This window comes from Scopulibacillus darangshiensis (genome assembly GCF_004341035.1).
Classification (GTDB): domain Bacteria; phylum Bacillota; class Bacilli; order Bacillales; family Sporolactobacillaceae; genus Scopulibacillus; species Scopulibacillus darangshiensis.
Genome location: NZ_SLXK01000012.1, coordinates 1 through 14,911, shown reverse-complemented (window position 1 = coordinate 14,911; position 14,911 = coordinate 1). Strand labels below are relative to the sequence as shown.

Annotated in this window: 12 protein-coding genes; all 12 read right to left on the bottom strand. The window is 43.0% G+C overall.

From position 1 onward, the window contains the following. Nucleotides 1–18: 18 nt before the first annotated feature. Nucleotides 19–1,368 carry a UDP-N-acetylmuramoyl-L-alanine--D-glutamate ligase gene (gene murD / locus EV207_RS09805; protein WP_132745987.1) on the bottom strand — a complete coding sequence of 450 codons (1,350 nt, stop codon included), beginning with the start codon at nucleotides 1,366–1,368 and terminating at the stop codon, nucleotides 19–21. Between the two features lies 1 nt (nucleotide 1,369). Further along, on the bottom strand, nucleotides 1,370–2,317 hold the full coding sequence (mraY, locus tag EV207_RS09800; protein WP_132746076.1) for a phospho-N-acetylmuramoyl-pentapeptide-transferase: 948 nt from the start codon (nucleotides 2,315–2,317) through the stop codon (nucleotides 1,370–1,372). Nucleotides 2,318–2,356: 39 nt separating this feature from the next. Then, nucleotides 2,357–3,721 (bottom strand): UDP-N-acetylmuramoyl-tripeptide--D-alanyl-D-alanine ligase, encoded by a 1,365-nt coding sequence (locus tag EV207_RS09795; protein ID WP_132745986.1) that lies wholly within the window; start codon nucleotides 3,719–3,721, stop codon nucleotides 2,357–2,359. Then, nucleotides 3,718–5,187 carry a UDP-N-acetylmuramoyl-L-alanyl-D-glutamate--2,6-diaminopimelate ligase gene (locus EV207_RS09790; protein WP_132746075.1) on the bottom strand — a complete coding sequence of 490 codons (1,470 nt, stop codon included), beginning with the start codon at nucleotides 5,185–5,187 and terminating at the stop codon, nucleotides 3,718–3,720. Before EV207_RS09790 ends, EV207_RS09795 begins: the two co-directional genes overlap by 4 nt. A gap of 68 nt (nucleotides 5,188–5,255) precedes the next feature. Further along, complete coding sequence (locus tag EV207_RS09785) at nucleotides 5,256–7,190, bottom strand: stage V sporulation protein D (RefSeq protein ID WP_132745985.1); 1,935 nt, start codon at nucleotides 7,188–7,190, stop codon at nucleotides 5,256–5,258. Nucleotides 7,191–7,271: 81 nt separating this feature from the next. Next, on the bottom strand, nucleotides 7,272–9,476 hold the full coding sequence (locus tag EV207_RS09780; protein ID WP_132745984.1) for a peptidoglycan D,D-transpeptidase FtsI family protein: 2,205 nt from the start codon (nucleotides 9,474–9,476) through the stop codon (nucleotides 7,272–7,274). A 15-nt stretch (nucleotides 9,477–9,491) separates the two neighbouring features. After that, nucleotides 9,492–9,851 carry a cell division protein FtsL gene (gene ftsL, locus EV207_RS09775; RefSeq protein WP_132745983.1) on the bottom strand — a complete coding sequence of 120 codons (360 nt, stop codon included), beginning with the start codon at nucleotides 9,849–9,851 and terminating at the stop codon, nucleotides 9,492–9,494. Nucleotides 9,852–9,917: 66 nt separating this feature from the next. After that, nucleotides 9,918–10,856: a 16S rRNA (cytosine(1402)-N(4))-methyltransferase RsmH gene (rsmH, locus tag EV207_RS09770; protein ID WP_132745982.1), complete on the bottom strand. Its 939-nt coding sequence runs from the start codon at nucleotides 10,854–10,856 to the stop codon at nucleotides 9,918–9,920. Between the two features lie 33 nt (nucleotides 10,857–10,889). Next, nucleotides 10,890–11,321 (bottom strand): division/cell wall cluster transcriptional repressor MraZ, encoded by a 432-nt coding sequence (gene mraZ, locus EV207_RS09765; RefSeq protein ID WP_132745981.1) that lies wholly within the window; start codon nucleotides 11,319–11,321, stop codon nucleotides 10,890–10,892. 188 nt (nucleotides 11,322–11,509) lie between these two features. After that, complete coding sequence (gene bshC, locus EV207_RS09760) at nucleotides 11,510–13,132, bottom strand: bacillithiol biosynthesis cysteine-adding enzyme BshC (RefSeq protein WP_132745980.1); 1,623 nt, start codon at nucleotides 13,130–13,132, stop codon at nucleotides 11,510–11,512. A gap of 100 nt (nucleotides 13,133–13,232) precedes the next feature. After that, nucleotides 13,233–13,619 (bottom strand): DUF3397 domain-containing protein, encoded by a 387-nt coding sequence (locus EV207_RS09755; protein WP_132745979.1) that lies wholly within the window; start codon nucleotides 13,617–13,619, stop codon nucleotides 13,233–13,235. 10 nt (nucleotides 13,620–13,629) lie between these two features. Continuing rightward, nucleotides 13,630–14,520, bottom strand: coding sequence for a 2-dehydropantoate 2-reductase (locus tag EV207_RS09750; protein WP_132745978.1), 891 nt, complete (start codon nucleotides 14,518–14,520; stop codon nucleotides 13,630–13,632). Between the last annotated feature and the right edge of the window lie 391 nt (nucleotides 14,521–14,911).

The following is a 14,911-nucleotide window of genomic DNA, read 5'->3' as shown; positions in this document are numbered from 1 at the left end:
TGAGACAACCTGTCTCTACTAAAGCATATGCACCCTTTTAATAAACATGTCTCCTCTTTGTTCAAAGGATTTGTATTGATCCCAGCTGGCACAAGCAGGGGAAAGTAAAATGACATCGCCTGTGTCCGATAAGCCGTATGCTTGTTGGACGGCCTCGTCAACGTTATCGGCAATTTTTATCGTTTTAACTCCGGCCTGTTCAGCCGCCGCTTTTATTTTTTCCCGCGTTTCTCCGAAAGCTACTACGCTTTTTACCCTGTCTAAGGCCGGAATCAAAGCATCGAAGCTGCCTCCGCGGTCAAGCCCTCCCGCCAGCAGGATTGTGGGCTGTCTGAAGGCCGCCAGCGCCTTTGTTGTTGCTAATATATTCGTTGCCTTAGAATCATTGTAAAAAAGCCTGCCGTCCTTTTCTTTAATAAATTCCAAACGATGCGGCACACCCGAAAAGGTCTTTAAAACCTTTTGTAAAAAGCCCGTGGAAACATTGTAGACTTTTGCAGCAGCAATCGCAGCCAGCGCATTCTCGGCATTGTGAGCCCCTGGCATAGCCATGTCATCAACATGAACTATTTTTTCTCCCTTGTAATAGATCGCGCCCATTTCAATATATGCTCCCTTTTTGGTGGATGCCGCTGCCGAAAAAGGAATCTTTGTCGCCTTTGAATCCCGAATAAGCTCAACAACATGGAAGTTATCTGCATTATAAATTAAAATATCATTTTCTTTTTGGTTCGCTGTAATTTTTGCTTTGGCCCGTCCATACTCTTGTAAAGTCCCATGGTAATCAAGATGCGCTTCAAACAAATTAAGAATGATGGCAACATGAGGGGAAAAATCCTTCGTTCCCAAGAGTTGAAAACTGGATAATTCTGTGACAATGATATTATTATTCGTTGCATCCTGGACAACTTCAGAAAGAACTGTCCCGATATTCCCTGCAACAATTGCCTCGTACTCGCTTCCTTTCATCATTTCCCCAAGCATCATCGTCGTCGTTGTTTTGCCATTCGATCCCGTTATCCCGATAAATTCAGCTTCAGAAATTTGTGATGCTAGCTCAACTTCTGTAATAACTGGTACTTTTTTATCCATAGCGCTTGCAATTAACGGATTTGTGTAAGGTATGCCTGGATTTTTAACAATGGTGTATAAGTTTTCATGTATCAAATAATCCGGGTGTCCGCCATCAACTATATGCACACCCATGCTTTTCAGCTCCGCCGCATGCGGATCCTGATCTAAGGATGCCATATCGTTGACTGTCACTTCAGCGCCAAGGCGATGCAACAATTTAGCCGCGGTGTAGCCGCTTTTAGCCAGCCCAAGAACCAGGACCTGTTTCCCTTTATAATCAAAAATGTTTTTCATTTTACAGCCACACCTTTAAATATATTCCAAGCACAGCGAAGACTAAGCTAAAGAACCAAAAAGTTGAGACAATCCGCCATTCAGACCAGCCCGATAATTCATAATGATGGTGGAGCGGAGTCATTTTAAATACCCGTTTGCCAGTTGTTTTAAAAGATGTGACTTGGATCATGACAGATAAGGTTTCAATAACATAGATCCCGCCAATGATAATCAAGAGAATCTCCGATTTTGTCAATATGGCAGTGCCTGCCAATGCACCTCCAAGAGCGAGGGACCCTGTATCTCCCATAAAAACTTTCGCCGGGTGAGCGTTGAAGAGAAGAAAGCCGAGCAAAGCTCCCGTTACTGCTGTTGCGAAGACAGCCACATCCATTTGCAGTGTATGATAAGCAACAATAGCAAATCCGCCGAATGCAATGGCCGCTGTACCTGTTAACAACCCATCCACCCCATCGGTTAAATTCGTACCGTTTGATGTGCCAAGCAACATGACGATCACGAGCAGTATGTACGCCCAATGCAAATCGAAGCCTATATCTGTTCCCGGAATCGTAATCGCTGTCGAAAAACCCGTTTGCCATAAGACGATAAAAAAGATTACAGCAATAATTAATTGTCCGACCAATTTCTGTTTTGAGTTTAATCCAAGATTGCGTTTCATAACAATCTTTATAAAGTCATCCAAAAATCCAATTAATCCGTAGCCAACGGTAACAAATAATAATAAATAAGTGTCCGTTGTAATTAAATGGTATTTTATTGCTGCAATTAATGTCCCGCATATAAGCGCAAACAAGATAATCACACCGCCCATTGTCGGTGTTCCCGCCTTTTTTTGGTGGCTTTCGGGGCCTTCATCCCTAATGTATTGGCCAAACTTTAACGTTCGCAAAATCGGTATGAAAAATGGCGCAAAAATCAAAGCAACTAAAAAGGCTGCAGCCATGCTGAATAATAATACGATTGTCACGATACCGCCTCCTTTCTATGCTTTCAGTTCCGCTACTAAAGTTTCAAGAGCCGCGATTCTGGATGCCTTAAATAATAACACCGTTCCAGGCGCAAGCAATTTTTCCAAATGAGGGATGGCCAGTGTCTTATCGGAAAAGGCTGCAATAGTGATGCCGTCTTCATTTGATGCCAATTCCTCAGCAATCCATTTCGCTTTTTCACCTATAGTTATAACATGGGTTACCGGCGGCGAAATATCTTCGGCAACTTGTTTGTGAAGTTTTTCTTCGTCAGCGCCAAGTTCATACATATTCCCAAGCACGATGACACGTTTCTGGAATCCAGGCAGAGATCTAACAGTTTGAATGGCAGCTTTCATGGATGTCGGACTGGCATTATAAGAATCATTAATGATTAGAGCGCCGTTCCGGCCATGAATTGTTTCTAGCCTCATCCCAGTTACAGATAAATGGTCAAATCCTTTTTGTATATCGCTGCAATGAATCCCGAGTTGTTTTGCCGCTGCAATAGCAAGGGCTGCATTTTTAACATTATGCCTTCCTAACAGAGGAATGTAAAATGATCCTTCGTTCTCATTTATCTGAAATTTATAGCCATTTATATCGGCGGTAACCTGTGTAATTTGGATATGATCCCTCCCATTGTACCCGCATAACATGATGGTGTGCTGCTCAGATCGAAACCCTGTCAAGAGTGGTTCATCACCGTCAATAATCAATGTTCCGCCAGGCTTCAATCCATCAACAATCTCTAGCTTCGCCTTGGCAATGCCTTCGCGGCTGCCTAAAAACTCGATATGCGATTCACCGATATTTGTGATGATAGCGATATCGGGAGAAGCTATTTTACTTAATAAGGAGATTTCGCCAAAATGGTTCATCCCCATTTCTAAAATTAAAACCTCACAAGTCTCGGGCATTGTTAGGATGGTTAATGGCAAACCAATATGGTTATTATAATTCCCCTGTGTTTTATATGTTTCAAATGCCGTAGCTGTGACATGTTCGACAATGTCTTTTGTTGTCGTTTTGCCGTTGCTGCCGGTTACAGCAATAACTTTGGGCGACTGTTCTTTAAGATACTCCGCTGCCAATTGCTGTAATCCCTTTAAACTGTCATCCGTATAAAATATCGGAAAGTCGTTTGGGAGATTCTCGGGAAGGGCTTTTCCTTCTGTCCAGATCGCCGCGACGGCTCCCGATTGAATCGCTTGCTCCAAGAACTGATGGCCATCAAACCGTTCACCTTCAATCGGTACGAATAGACCGTTAACGACCTGCTCACGGCTATTGGTGAACACTGCTAAATCATCTATGTCATCCGCATGACCTTCTACTTTTGTTGCACATTTCTTTATAAGTTCGACACTAATACTCATGACCCAAGGCGCTCCTTTATAGCGTTCTTTGCTACTTTTCGATCATCGAAGTCAATTTTGTCCGTACCCATGATTTGATAGGTTTCATGCCCTTTGCCGGCGATTAATATAATATCATGATCTTCCGCTTCACGCACTGCAAAATTGATCGCTTCACTGCGGTCTACTATTTTTTCATATGATGCTCCCCTAACCCCTGCTTCCATATCCATTAATATCCGCTCGGGGTCTTCCGTCCGTGGATTATCCGAGGTTAGCACTGTGAGGTCACTATATTTCACGGCTGTTTTAGCCATGACCGGCCGTTTCGTCCTATCCCTGTCACCTCCGCAACCAACTACGGTAATCACTCTGCCCTTAGCAAATTCCTTTATCGTCAAAAGCGCGTTTTCAAGGCTATCGGCAGTATGGGAATAATCAACGATGACTGTAAAAGGTTGACCGCCTTGAACCGTTTCAAACCGTCCGTCTATGCCATCGATGTGCTGAACCGTATGAATCATAGAATCAATTGAAATGCCTTTAATAAAACAAGTCAACATTGAGGCAAGCACATTGTATACGCTGAATTTCCCAATTAGTTTCATCATCACGGGAAATCGTCCATCCCTTGTGACCAGATCAAATTGGGTTCCGTTACTGGTTATTTCAATATTTTCAGCGCGAAAATCCGCCTGATTCTCAATCCCGTATGTAAAAACGGAAGCGCTAGTCATATGCTTATATTCTTCAGAAGCAGCATCATCCTGATTTAATACAGCAGCTTTCACATGATTAGTATCATATGTATTGCCCAACTGTGAAAAAAGAAGCCCTTTTGCATAAAGGTAATCCTTCATTGTCGGGTGATAATCCAAATGGTCTTGCGTTAAATTTGTAAAAACAGCAATGTTGAAATCACAGCCCCGTACTCTCCCTTGATGAAGGGCGTGGGAAGAGACTTCCATGACAGCTGATGCCACATCATCATTTGCCATCTCTCTGAATGCTTTTTGCAAAACAAATGACTCCGGTGTTGTATTGTTGACAGGCACAAGCTTGTCATTATATCGGATACCCATCGTTCCTACCAGACCGGTGGATACCCCGGCATCATCCTGAATAGCTTTAATGATATGTGTAATTGATGTTTTGCCATTCGTTCCTGTCACACCAATTAGATGCAAATTATGGCTTGGCTGACCATAATAATAATCGGATATAATCGCAAGCGCTCTGCGGCTGTCGGCGACATAAATAACCGGGACATTGACCTCTAATGGCTTCTCAGCAACAATCGCAGCCGCACCGCGCTTAGCGGCTTCCGCAGCAAACTTGTGGCCGTCCAGTTGCAAACCGCTTATACAGAAAAACAATGTATTGGGTTCAACGTTTCTTGAATCAATTTCTAGTCTGAGAATATCAGGGTTATGGTCATTAGACTTTTTATAATTCAACAGTGGATTTATACATTCGTTAAGCTTCATCATGTCACGTCCTTTTCGTGAAAAGAAGCCAAGGCATCAAGCACTTGGCTAAGGGTACAATGATTATTTTAATCGTCCGGTTGCTTTTTGTCACCTAAATATATTCTAATTGTCGAGCCGCTTTTCAATTTTACGCCGGGCTTTGGGGATTGCATCACAACGACATCCCCTTGACCCGCTGTGTCAATCTTTAGGTTGTATAAGCTGTGCCTGATTTCTTTTTTGTCCTTGCCAACAAGGTTAGGCACCTCAATTATAGGTTCATCTGTATAGCTTTTTTCTTTCTCCATGCCGCCTTTTTGTTTTTTGACGCCTAGCGCTCTCAAGCTGTCACCGATAATATTCTTCGCAATCGGGGCAGCGGTCTGCCCGCCAAATTGTATGGCACCCTTCGGATTATCGATGGCGACATATACGACGATTTTGGGATCATTGGCAGGGGCAAATCCCATGAATGATAAAATGTAATTATTTTTCAGATAATGCCCATCCTTAACTTTTTGGGCAGTGCCTGTCTTCCCGCCGACACGGTAGCCATCAATATAAGCGTTTTTACCACTGCCATTGGCAACGACACTTTCAAGAGCGTATCGGACTTTTTTCGAAGTTTCCTCTGAAATCACCCTTCTTTTCATGGTAGGACTTGTTCGGCTGACCGTTTCACCTGTTTCAGGATCTTTCCACGCCTTGGCAATATAAGGCTCATAGAGGTAACCGCCGTTAACAGCTGCCGACACTGCTGTGACCTGCTGAATCGGTGTAACTGATACCCCTTGACCGAAGGATGTTGTAGCAAGTTCAAGCGGACCCATCTTTTCTGGTCTAAATAAAATACCTTTTGCTTCACCCTGAAGGTCAATGCCTGTCTTTTGGCCAAATCCGAAATCGCGAATATACTTTTGGAGCTTATCTTTACCGAGCCTTTGCCCCAATGCTACAAAGCCCGGGTTGCAGGAGTTTTCTACGACTTCGAGGAAAGTCTCTGAACCATGCCCCCCTCTTTTCCAGCAGTGAAGCTTATGTCCGGCGACCGTAATATAGCCGGGATCATAAAAATGATCGTGTTTTAAGTTAACTTTGTTTTCTTCAAGGGCCGCTGCCAATGTAATAACTTTAAATGTTGAGCCCGGCTCATATGTCCGCCAGATTGGAAGGTTATGATTATAAACTTCTGGCAGTACATTCTTATAGTTTTCAGGATTAAAGTCCGGGCGCGATGACATGCCTAAGATCTCCCCAGTATTTGGATTCATAGCGATGGCGATCGCACTGTCCGGATGATATTTTTGTTCAGCATTATTTAACTCGCGTTCTATGATCGATTGGACTTGATGATCGATCGTAAGCTCCAAATCCAAGCCATCTTTTGGCGGAACATACTTGTCCTTCAAGCTGGACATCCGGTTACCTTGAGCGTCAGAGAAAAAAGAAACGTGGCCCTTTTCTCCTTTAAGACGATCATCGTAATATTTTTCCAATCCTATCAGACCCTGGTTGTCAATGCCAGCAAAACCCAATACATGCGACAGATAGCTTCCATGCGGATAGTGCCGCTTAAAGTCCTCAGCAATAAAGACGCCAGGCATACGCAGCGATTTCACTTCAGCAGCCTTCTCATTGCTGATTTTCCGGCCTTCAGGAGTAATCCTTACAATTGATTCTTTCTTTGTTATGTCTTTGTACGCATCTTCCTTGGACATACCTAACACAGATGATAATTTCTCCGCGGTTTTGACGGGATCCTTGACTTGTTTTGGGACAACAAGGACAGACGGCCGGCTCACATTGGTTGCAAGCTCCTTCCCATTACGGTCCAGGATATCGCCCCGCTCCGCTTCATAAGGAATTTGCCTGCTCCAGGAATCTAAAGCTTTGCCGGACAGCCAACCATTTTTAAAGAATTGAACATACCCGAGCCGCACAATAAATACAGCAAAAACAACAATGCCGATGAGTAGGATAACAATTAAACGCTTGCGCACGGTGACATTTGATACACGCACATCTGGCCCCTCCTATTCTATGCTTGTATTACTGTATGCATAAAATAGGAGGGATAGAACAAGCCCTAATGGAACGTTATGTCAGTCCATTTGGCTGCTTTTCTTTTTATCTTGTGCGTCACCTTGCTTCTCTTTATTTTTGTTATCTTCTGCTTGCAGGTTGAGGACCAGGTAGTCCCCTTTCTTTACAACCGTTCCTTTTGCAGGCTTCTGATCTATGACAAAACCGTTGCCGATAATATTGGGTTTCAGTGACAAGAGATTGGCGACTTTTAGGGAATCGGATAATGACCAGCCCGTGAGATCAGGAAGTTCTAATTTGCCTTCGCCGACCAAAATCACCTTACTGCCTTTTAGAACCTTTGTCCCGTCGAACGGCGCCTGTTTCGTGACCTTGCCTTTCTTGCCGACAGTAACCACATCGACTCCTTTAGCCTTTAGATCTTTTGCAGCCTCGTCAAACGGCTCACCTTTGTATTGTTTTAAGGTGACTGTTTGCTCAGAGGTTGTTTGTTTTTTATCAGCCTTTTTTTCAGGCTTGATATTGAGATATTGCAGCGCATTGCTCATGACTGGATTAAACACCTTAGCCACAGGCTCTGATCCTGTTTCAGTATCCTTTAGATGAGGCCTGTCCACCGCGACATACACGATCAGCTTTGGATCCTTTTCGGGGGCCATCCCCATGAAAGAAAAGATATAATTGTTTCTTCCTGTCAAGTAGTTACCGTTGACCGCGATCTGTGCTGTTCCGGTTTTTCCGATGACATCATAGCCTTTAAGATCATATGGCTTGCCTGTCCCGTGTTTCCCGTGAACAACCGTTCTAAGCAGTTTCCTCGTCTTTTCGGCTGTCTCTTTGGAAATTGGCGTCCCTGCAACCTTTGGCTTGTGATTCAAGACCACTTTGCCCGTTGTCGGGTTTTTGACCTTTTCTATGACATACGGCCGCATCATTTTCCCATCATTCGCGATCGCTGTTGCGGCTTGGACAAGCTGCAGGCTTGTAAATGCGGAAGCCTGGCCGAAAGCCGTCGAGACTTGATCTGCTTTCCACTTGAAACTCATTCTGCTGTTGCTCTCTTTTGGCAGATCGATACCTGTTTTTTGCGTGAATCCAAACTTTTTGAGATAGTCATAAAATCGATCGGTGCCAAGCTGCTTATCAGCAATGATTGAAAAACCAACATTTGAAGATCTCTGAAGACCCTCGTTAAAGCTGATTCTTCCCCATGACTGGTTCCAATCATGAACAGTGATGCCGCCGACGTCATATGAACCCGATTGAAAGGTGGCATTCCCATTATAAACACCTGCATCAATCGCACTTGCCAAAGTAAACATTTTCATGACGGAGCCGGGTTCATAAGGAGATGACACGGCGAAATTTGTGTAGTTTTCAATGTCTCGCTTATTTGGATTGAAGCTTGGCCTGTTTGACATCGCCAAAATTTGGCCCGTTTTTGGATCGGCAACAACACCGATCATTCGCTTAGGTTTGTATTCCTTGGCTACGCTTGACATGGCTTCCCCAAGCACGGTTTGAATTTTATTATCGATGGTAAGATAGACATTATCCCCTTGTTTGGGCTTTTTGAGGTGCTTTTTGGCATCAGGCATTTTTACGCCTTCTTGACTTGTTTTAAAAGTGACTTTACCGTCCTGTTCTGTGAGGTAGTCATTCAATGAGCGTTCGACACCTAATTTACCAACTGCCTTCTTTTTTTCCTGATCATATTGTGTAAATCCCAAAACATATGACGCAAACTTTTGGTTTGGATAGTAGCGTTTAGTTTCCTGCTTAAATTTGATTCCAGGAAGCTTAAGCTTATCAATCTTTTTCTTTTTGTCATAGCTTAGCTTCTTGCCGCTTGTACCAAATTCAACCTGCCAGGTATTCTTATTTTGTAAATTTTTATTTAGTAAATCCAGGATTTTGGATTCTTTCATATCAAGAATAGGCGCAAGAAGCTTGGCTGTTTTTTCCTTGTTTTTAACATAATTGCCTTTGCCCGCTTTAGGACTAATGACCGCGTAAATTGTATAGGCAGGTATATCATGGGCCAGAACATGGTCGTTTCTGCCGTAAATGCTGCCCCTGTGGGCATCGACCACCTTTACCGTTTTCCATTGGTTTTCTCCAATATTAACGAGCTGGTGTCCATCTATTTCCTTGCCGTTTGCGATATAAACAAATCTGCCAATGAGCAAACAAAAGAGCAGCAAGAAGATCGTTGCGATAACCGCTGCCCATTTGTTGATTGTCTTATTTTTCTTTGGAAACATTATAATCACTCACTATTATGGAAGTACTTTCACATTTTTGACATCAAGCTTTAGCCCAAGCTTATCTTTTGCATATTGAATAATTCTCTCAGGTGCAGCAAGCTCCGTTACTTCAACCTTAAGCTGATGATTCACCTTCGACTGTGTATCCAATTTGTTTTCCAAGCCGCTAATATCACTTGAGGCACTAAATAGTTTGGCTTGATTTGAAACGATCAAGATGGCAAGGACCATAACGACTAATGCACCGATGGACCAAAGCAACTTTTCTCCCTTCGTAACCGTTCTTTTTGGTAAAACGGGTGTTTCCTGTTGATAGTGTCTTCGAGTTACGACTTGTTCTCCTTCTGTTAAATGGCGCGCCGTTTGATTCAACCCTAGTCCTCCTTTTTTTATGTATTAGAATAGTTTCACCCCGCGTTAGTGATGACTTTCTAACATCTATTTTTTTCTTACTTTCTCCGCGATTCTTAGTTTTGCAGAACGTGCCCTGCGATTTTCATTGCACTCATCTTCATTAGGCAGAATGGGTTTGCGTTTAATTAACTTAAGCACTGGTGCCGCCTCATCAGGAATGACCGGAAACCCCGGCGGTAATTGCGGCGGTTCACTATGTTCTCTAAAAATTGTTTTACAGATTCGATCTTCTAGGGAATGAAAAGTGATAACCGATAATCGCCCTTCTAGGTTTATAAGCTTAATCGCCTGTTGAAGTGAATCCTCGAATGCATTCAGCTCATCATTCACGGCAATCCTTAATGCCTGGAAGATCCTTTTCGCAGGATGACCGCCTTTTCTCCTAGCTGGTGCCGGAATAGCTTCTTTGATAATATCAACCAATTCTTCTGTGGTCTGGATCAGGTGATCCTTTCGCCTCGTTTCTATTTTTCTGGCGATTTGCTTTGAAAACTTCTCCTCGCCATACCGGAAGAAGATCCGTACGAGGTCTTCATAAGGCCAGCCGTTAACAACATCTGCAGCATTCAGCTCCTGATCCCGATTCATACGCATATCAAGGGGGCCGTTATGTTGGTAACTAAATCCTCTATCGGCTTGGTCAAATTGCGGGGATGAGACACCAAGATCATAGAGGATGCCGTCAACCGATGGTACCCCTAAATCCGTCAGCCTTTCTTCGATTTGGCGGAAATTAGCTTTAATAAAGGTAACTTTACCCTGATAGGGCTGCAGCCTTGTATTCGCAGCCTGTAAAGCCGCCTCATCTTGATCAAATGCATAGAGGTGACCCTGGTCAAGCTGTTTTACAATTTCCTCACTGTGTCCTCCGCCGCCAAGTGTGCAGTCAACATAAAGTCCATCGGGTTTAATTTTCAACCCTTCAACAGCTTCTTTTTTTAAGACAGTAACATGTTCAAACATGGTGAAATCCTTTCGGGTATTGTGTTTTTTGGGCTACATGTCAAAATCCAAAAGACTTTCCGAGATATCATCAAATGATGCTTCGGACTCTTCATAATAAGTCTCCCAGACTGACTTGCTCCATATTTCAATACGATTGGAGACCCCAATGACAACACAATCTTTTTCTAGTTTGGCATAATCCCTAAGGGGCTGAGTGATGGAGACCCGTCCTTGCTTATCCAACTGGCACTCACATGCGCCCGAGAAAAAGAAACGGGTAAAGGCTCTCGCATCCTTCTTTGTAAATGGAAGGGATTTAAGCTTTTGTTCGATTTGACTCCATTCATCTAAAGGGTAAACAAAAATACACTGATCTAACCCCCGCGTTAAGACAAAGCTTTCGCCAAGCTCTTCTCTAAATTTGGACGGTATGATCAGCCTGCCCTTAATGTCTATGTTGTGTTGATGTTCACCCATAAACATGGACATTGCCCCCTCTTACTACCCCTACTCTACCACATCGCCCCACTTTTCACCACTTTAATTTAATTATTCGTGGAAACAAATAAAAATCCTGCCATAGGACAGGATTTTTTAATAAAATTCAGTTGGTAAATTCTTCTCAAACGTTGTCATAACAAGCCGATTTGGCCTTGCTTTTTTGACAAAATCTACAGCTCTATGACATGCTGATACCCATTAAATTGATACTGTTGATCCAATAGGTGGGGGATAAGCCCAAAACCATGTCGGTTAATGAAGTAAAAAATACTCCAAAACCTTTCCTGAGGGACACCGGATGGACATAAATTATTTTCAACTCTTTGAAAACGTTTCAGTTCGGACTCATACTGCAGTTCAATCATCTGCATCATTTTCTTCTCCATCACATCAATATCCCGCTCAATAATAGCGATGTTTTTATCGCTAATTTTGTCCAAGCCACGGCTTATATCAACAGCTAGCTCTTTCATGGGCCCGTAGGCATCCTTTACGGACTTCCTAAACGTATTAACGGTATCCCCAACACGCCAATCATGCTGAGCACTAAGCCATTCCTCTTTCAATTGGTTGATGTCGGCTTGAAGGACTTTTTGAATAGAAAGTTCTTTATTATCCAGCCACTTCTTTGCCCCCCGGCTAATAAGAGTCATATGCAGCCGCGGTACAACCGGAGGCATATCGATGGATACTTGGTGAAAAGCTTTTTTCAGGGCAGACCAATAAGCAATTTCACCGGGACCTGCAATAAATGCCAATGTGGGCAGCAGCAAATCTTGCATAATGGGGCGCGTCACCACATTATTGCTCAAGACCTCTGGTGTTTCTTCCGCAATACCTTGCAATTGCGAAAGGTCAAAGCGGACGGTCCCGCTCTTTCCTTTAATGAGATTGCCATCTTCCTCAAGCAACTCTCTGTTCCCCTTATCATCATAAAAGAGATTGACATTGCCCTCAGCCTGATCTAAGTCAACCTTGTAGCCGCTCCCTTCTAAATGGTTGAGCTGGCTGATGACGGCTTGATTGATTTCTTTATGATGTGCCAAAAGTTCTTGGAAGTACCCCGCTTCAAGCTTTCTGACAGCCGGGTCGGCCGAATCAAGCAGAACCAGCCCGTATGGGGCAAACAGCTTATGGATCAAACAGGCAAAAAAGTCAACAACTGTGCGCGAGTAATTGACTGCTTCTTCCAAATCAGTCAAAATTTGAGCAGTGTGATCCGTTTCCCCAAAGGCTTGGAAAACAGCGTTTATCCATTGCATCAGATCCGCTTTATCAATTGTGAGCTTGGATACGGATGTTTTGTTACCAAACTTTTTTTGATAAACAAGCTTCTTTTGGCCTCCATCTGCTGGAATATGGACATGATTGACTTCATCAAAGTCATGGTCTTCGCCCGCGATCCAGAAAATCGGAATAACCGGAATCCCTAACTGTCCTTCTTGCTCTCTTGCAAGCTTTATAATCGATATGCATTTATGTATTGAATAGGCAGGTCCGGTTAATAACCCCGCTTGTTGTCCGCCGACAACGGCCGCACTCTTAACATTGTTCAATTTTTCTATATTAGCAAAAACATTTTCGTGGTCTGTGTATTTTTTATTAAAAGCACCTAGAACACGGACAAGATCTTCACGGCCGTATGAACGCTGATGAATGGATTGAAGGCGCTCTTGATAAGCTGACTGTTCATTAAATGGATAATCAAAAAAAGATTGGATACGTTCACCCTGTGTAAGGTAGTCTTCGACAAGCTTAGCGTTGTGCTTGACTTCAATAACTTTAAGATCCATGCTACTCTTCCTCTCTCAAACTGCACTCATTGCCATTTGAGTATAGCAAATTTTAACCTCTTTCCCAAAAGGTGTGCTCAGGCACTTTTTAGACACTGCATTATATCCTATGCAGTCCTTCAATCATCAATCCATATATGTATAAAAACGAGTCAAGAACCATAAATACTAGAAAATTCAGCCTCCAAATTCCTCTGAATAACCGTTTTACTTTAAAATCATCTTTCTTTCTCCAAGAAATAATAGTAAATATAAAAGCGACGAACAGAATAATGAGTAAGATGGGACCAAAAAGAGTACGATGCCATATATGGAGGGCGAGAGCAGCTGCGGAAAGCACAGCAAAAAGCGTTGTAATATCAATGGCCAATCCAAAGGCAGCCCGCCTTTTTGCCATTGTTATTCTAAAAATAGCCATAAAAAAGAACAGCGTTAAAATTGGCATTGTTGAGAATAAAGCGATTAACAAAGCTAGAAGATGAATCACGTTTTACCCCCTATTTAAACCGGTTTTCGGCCGCTAATATGCTGTGGTAAAGGAACAGTGTTAAGGGTGCCCGTCTTTTCAAACGAGCAGCTTCCCGCAAAACATAGCCTGATATGGCTTCAATTTCAGTACAGCGGCCGGCGTCAAGGTCCTGTAGCATAGAAGAACGGTTTTCCTCAGTATTCTTACATATCTCAAGCAGTTCCCTCCAGCCTTTCTCCTTCTCCCGTGCCGCAAGCATCAGAATATTGGCTGTTTCTTCAAATAATTGTCCCATAATCAAACGATAGTGAGGGTCCCTAACAAGCTCACCATTTTGCACATTATAAATCCCTGTAAGGGGATTAATCACTGCATTTATTATTAATTTCCTGGTTAGCATGTTCCGCCAATCGTACTCCGGTAAAAAGGGAAAGGTATTCACCTCAAAAAAAGGCGCGAGAAGAGAGAGGTCCCCTTTATAGGAAGCGATCCTTGTCCTACCCGGACCATTATGACTCACCCTGGCATCAGACTTTTTCCTCGCACCATGTTCAACCACACCAAGGTATAGGTTATGATGGTGCAACCCAGACAAATCTTCAATGTGGCCCATGCCATTTTGGATAAAAATTATCGCCTGTTCCTTGGCTGTCTTATTATTCAGTTCTTTAAGCATGTTTTTTAATGCCGGCTGCTTCACAGCAATAATAAGGCAATCATCATCCCAGGTGTCATCGGTATTTTTCACATATGGGAAGCTGTTGAACATAGAATCTTTGGTATCAACTATGATTCCTTCTTGTTTGATAAGCTTCTTCTGGTCCAAACGCCTTGTATAGAGTGTTGTTTCAAAGGATTTATTTAGATAAGCGGAAAACAACAGTCCTAGAGCGCCGCCCCCGATGATACCGACCTTCATGGCAATCCCCCTCAATTTTATAATCTTGAAATAATTATATCATCAACAAACGGTGAATAAAGAAAACTCGGCTTCACTCATTCATTATAGGACTCAGATTCCGCTATTACTATAAAAAGTGTCACTTTTTTGAGGTTATAGGACTCAGATTCCCTTATTTGCTCAATTGCCACTCAAATTGCCTCTTGAATGTCCGAATAACGGAATCACAGTTAATCACAGTCCGATACGCTCATGAAATATAGCATTTTGTCACAAATAGCGGAACGACAGTCCGATAAAAATCCTAACAATATAATCAAAACCACCCGTGAGAACGGGTGGTTTGTTCTGCGGCTGAAAGCCTCTGTTACTGGCCAGCCCTTCAAAGGGCACGGAATAGTTCGCCAAC

What these genes read in the sequence shown, in the direction of transcription:
- murD (WP_132745987.1), bottom strand. Translation starts at nt 1,368, where the DNA reads ATGAAAAACATTTTTGATTATAAAGGGAAACAGGTCCTGGTTCTTGGG.
- mraY (WP_132746076.1), bottom strand. Translation starts at nt 2,317, where the DNA reads ATGGCTGCAGCCTTTTTAGTTGCTTTGATTTTTGCGCCATTTTTCATA.
- EV207_RS09795 (WP_132745986.1), bottom strand. Translation starts at nt 3,721, where the DNA reads ATGAGTATTAGTGTCGAACTTATAAAGAAATGTGCAACAAAAGTAGAA.
- EV207_RS09790 (WP_132746075.1), bottom strand. Translation starts at nt 5,187, where the DNA reads ATGAAGCTTAACGAATGTATAAATCCACTGTTGAATTATAAAAAGTCT.
- EV207_RS09780 (WP_132745984.1), bottom strand. Translation starts at nt 9,476, where the DNA reads ATGTTTCCAAAGAAAAATAAGACAATCAACAAATGGGCAGCGGTTATC.
- rsmH (WP_132745982.1), bottom strand. Translation starts at nt 10,856, where the DNA reads ATGTTTGAACATGTTACTGTCTTAAAAAAAGAAGCTGTTGAAGGGTTG.
- mraZ (WP_132745981.1), bottom strand. Translation starts at nt 11,321, where the DNA reads ATGTTTATGGGTGAACATCAACACAACATAGACATTAAGGGCAGGCTG.
- bshC (WP_132745980.1), bottom strand. Translation starts at nt 13,132, where the DNA reads ATGGATCTTAAAGTTATTGAAGTCAAGCACAACGCTAAGCTTGTCGAA.
- EV207_RS09750 (WP_132745978.1), bottom strand. Translation starts at nt 14,520, where the DNA reads ATGAAGGTCGGTATCATCGGGGGCGGCGCTCTAGGACTGTTGTTTTCC.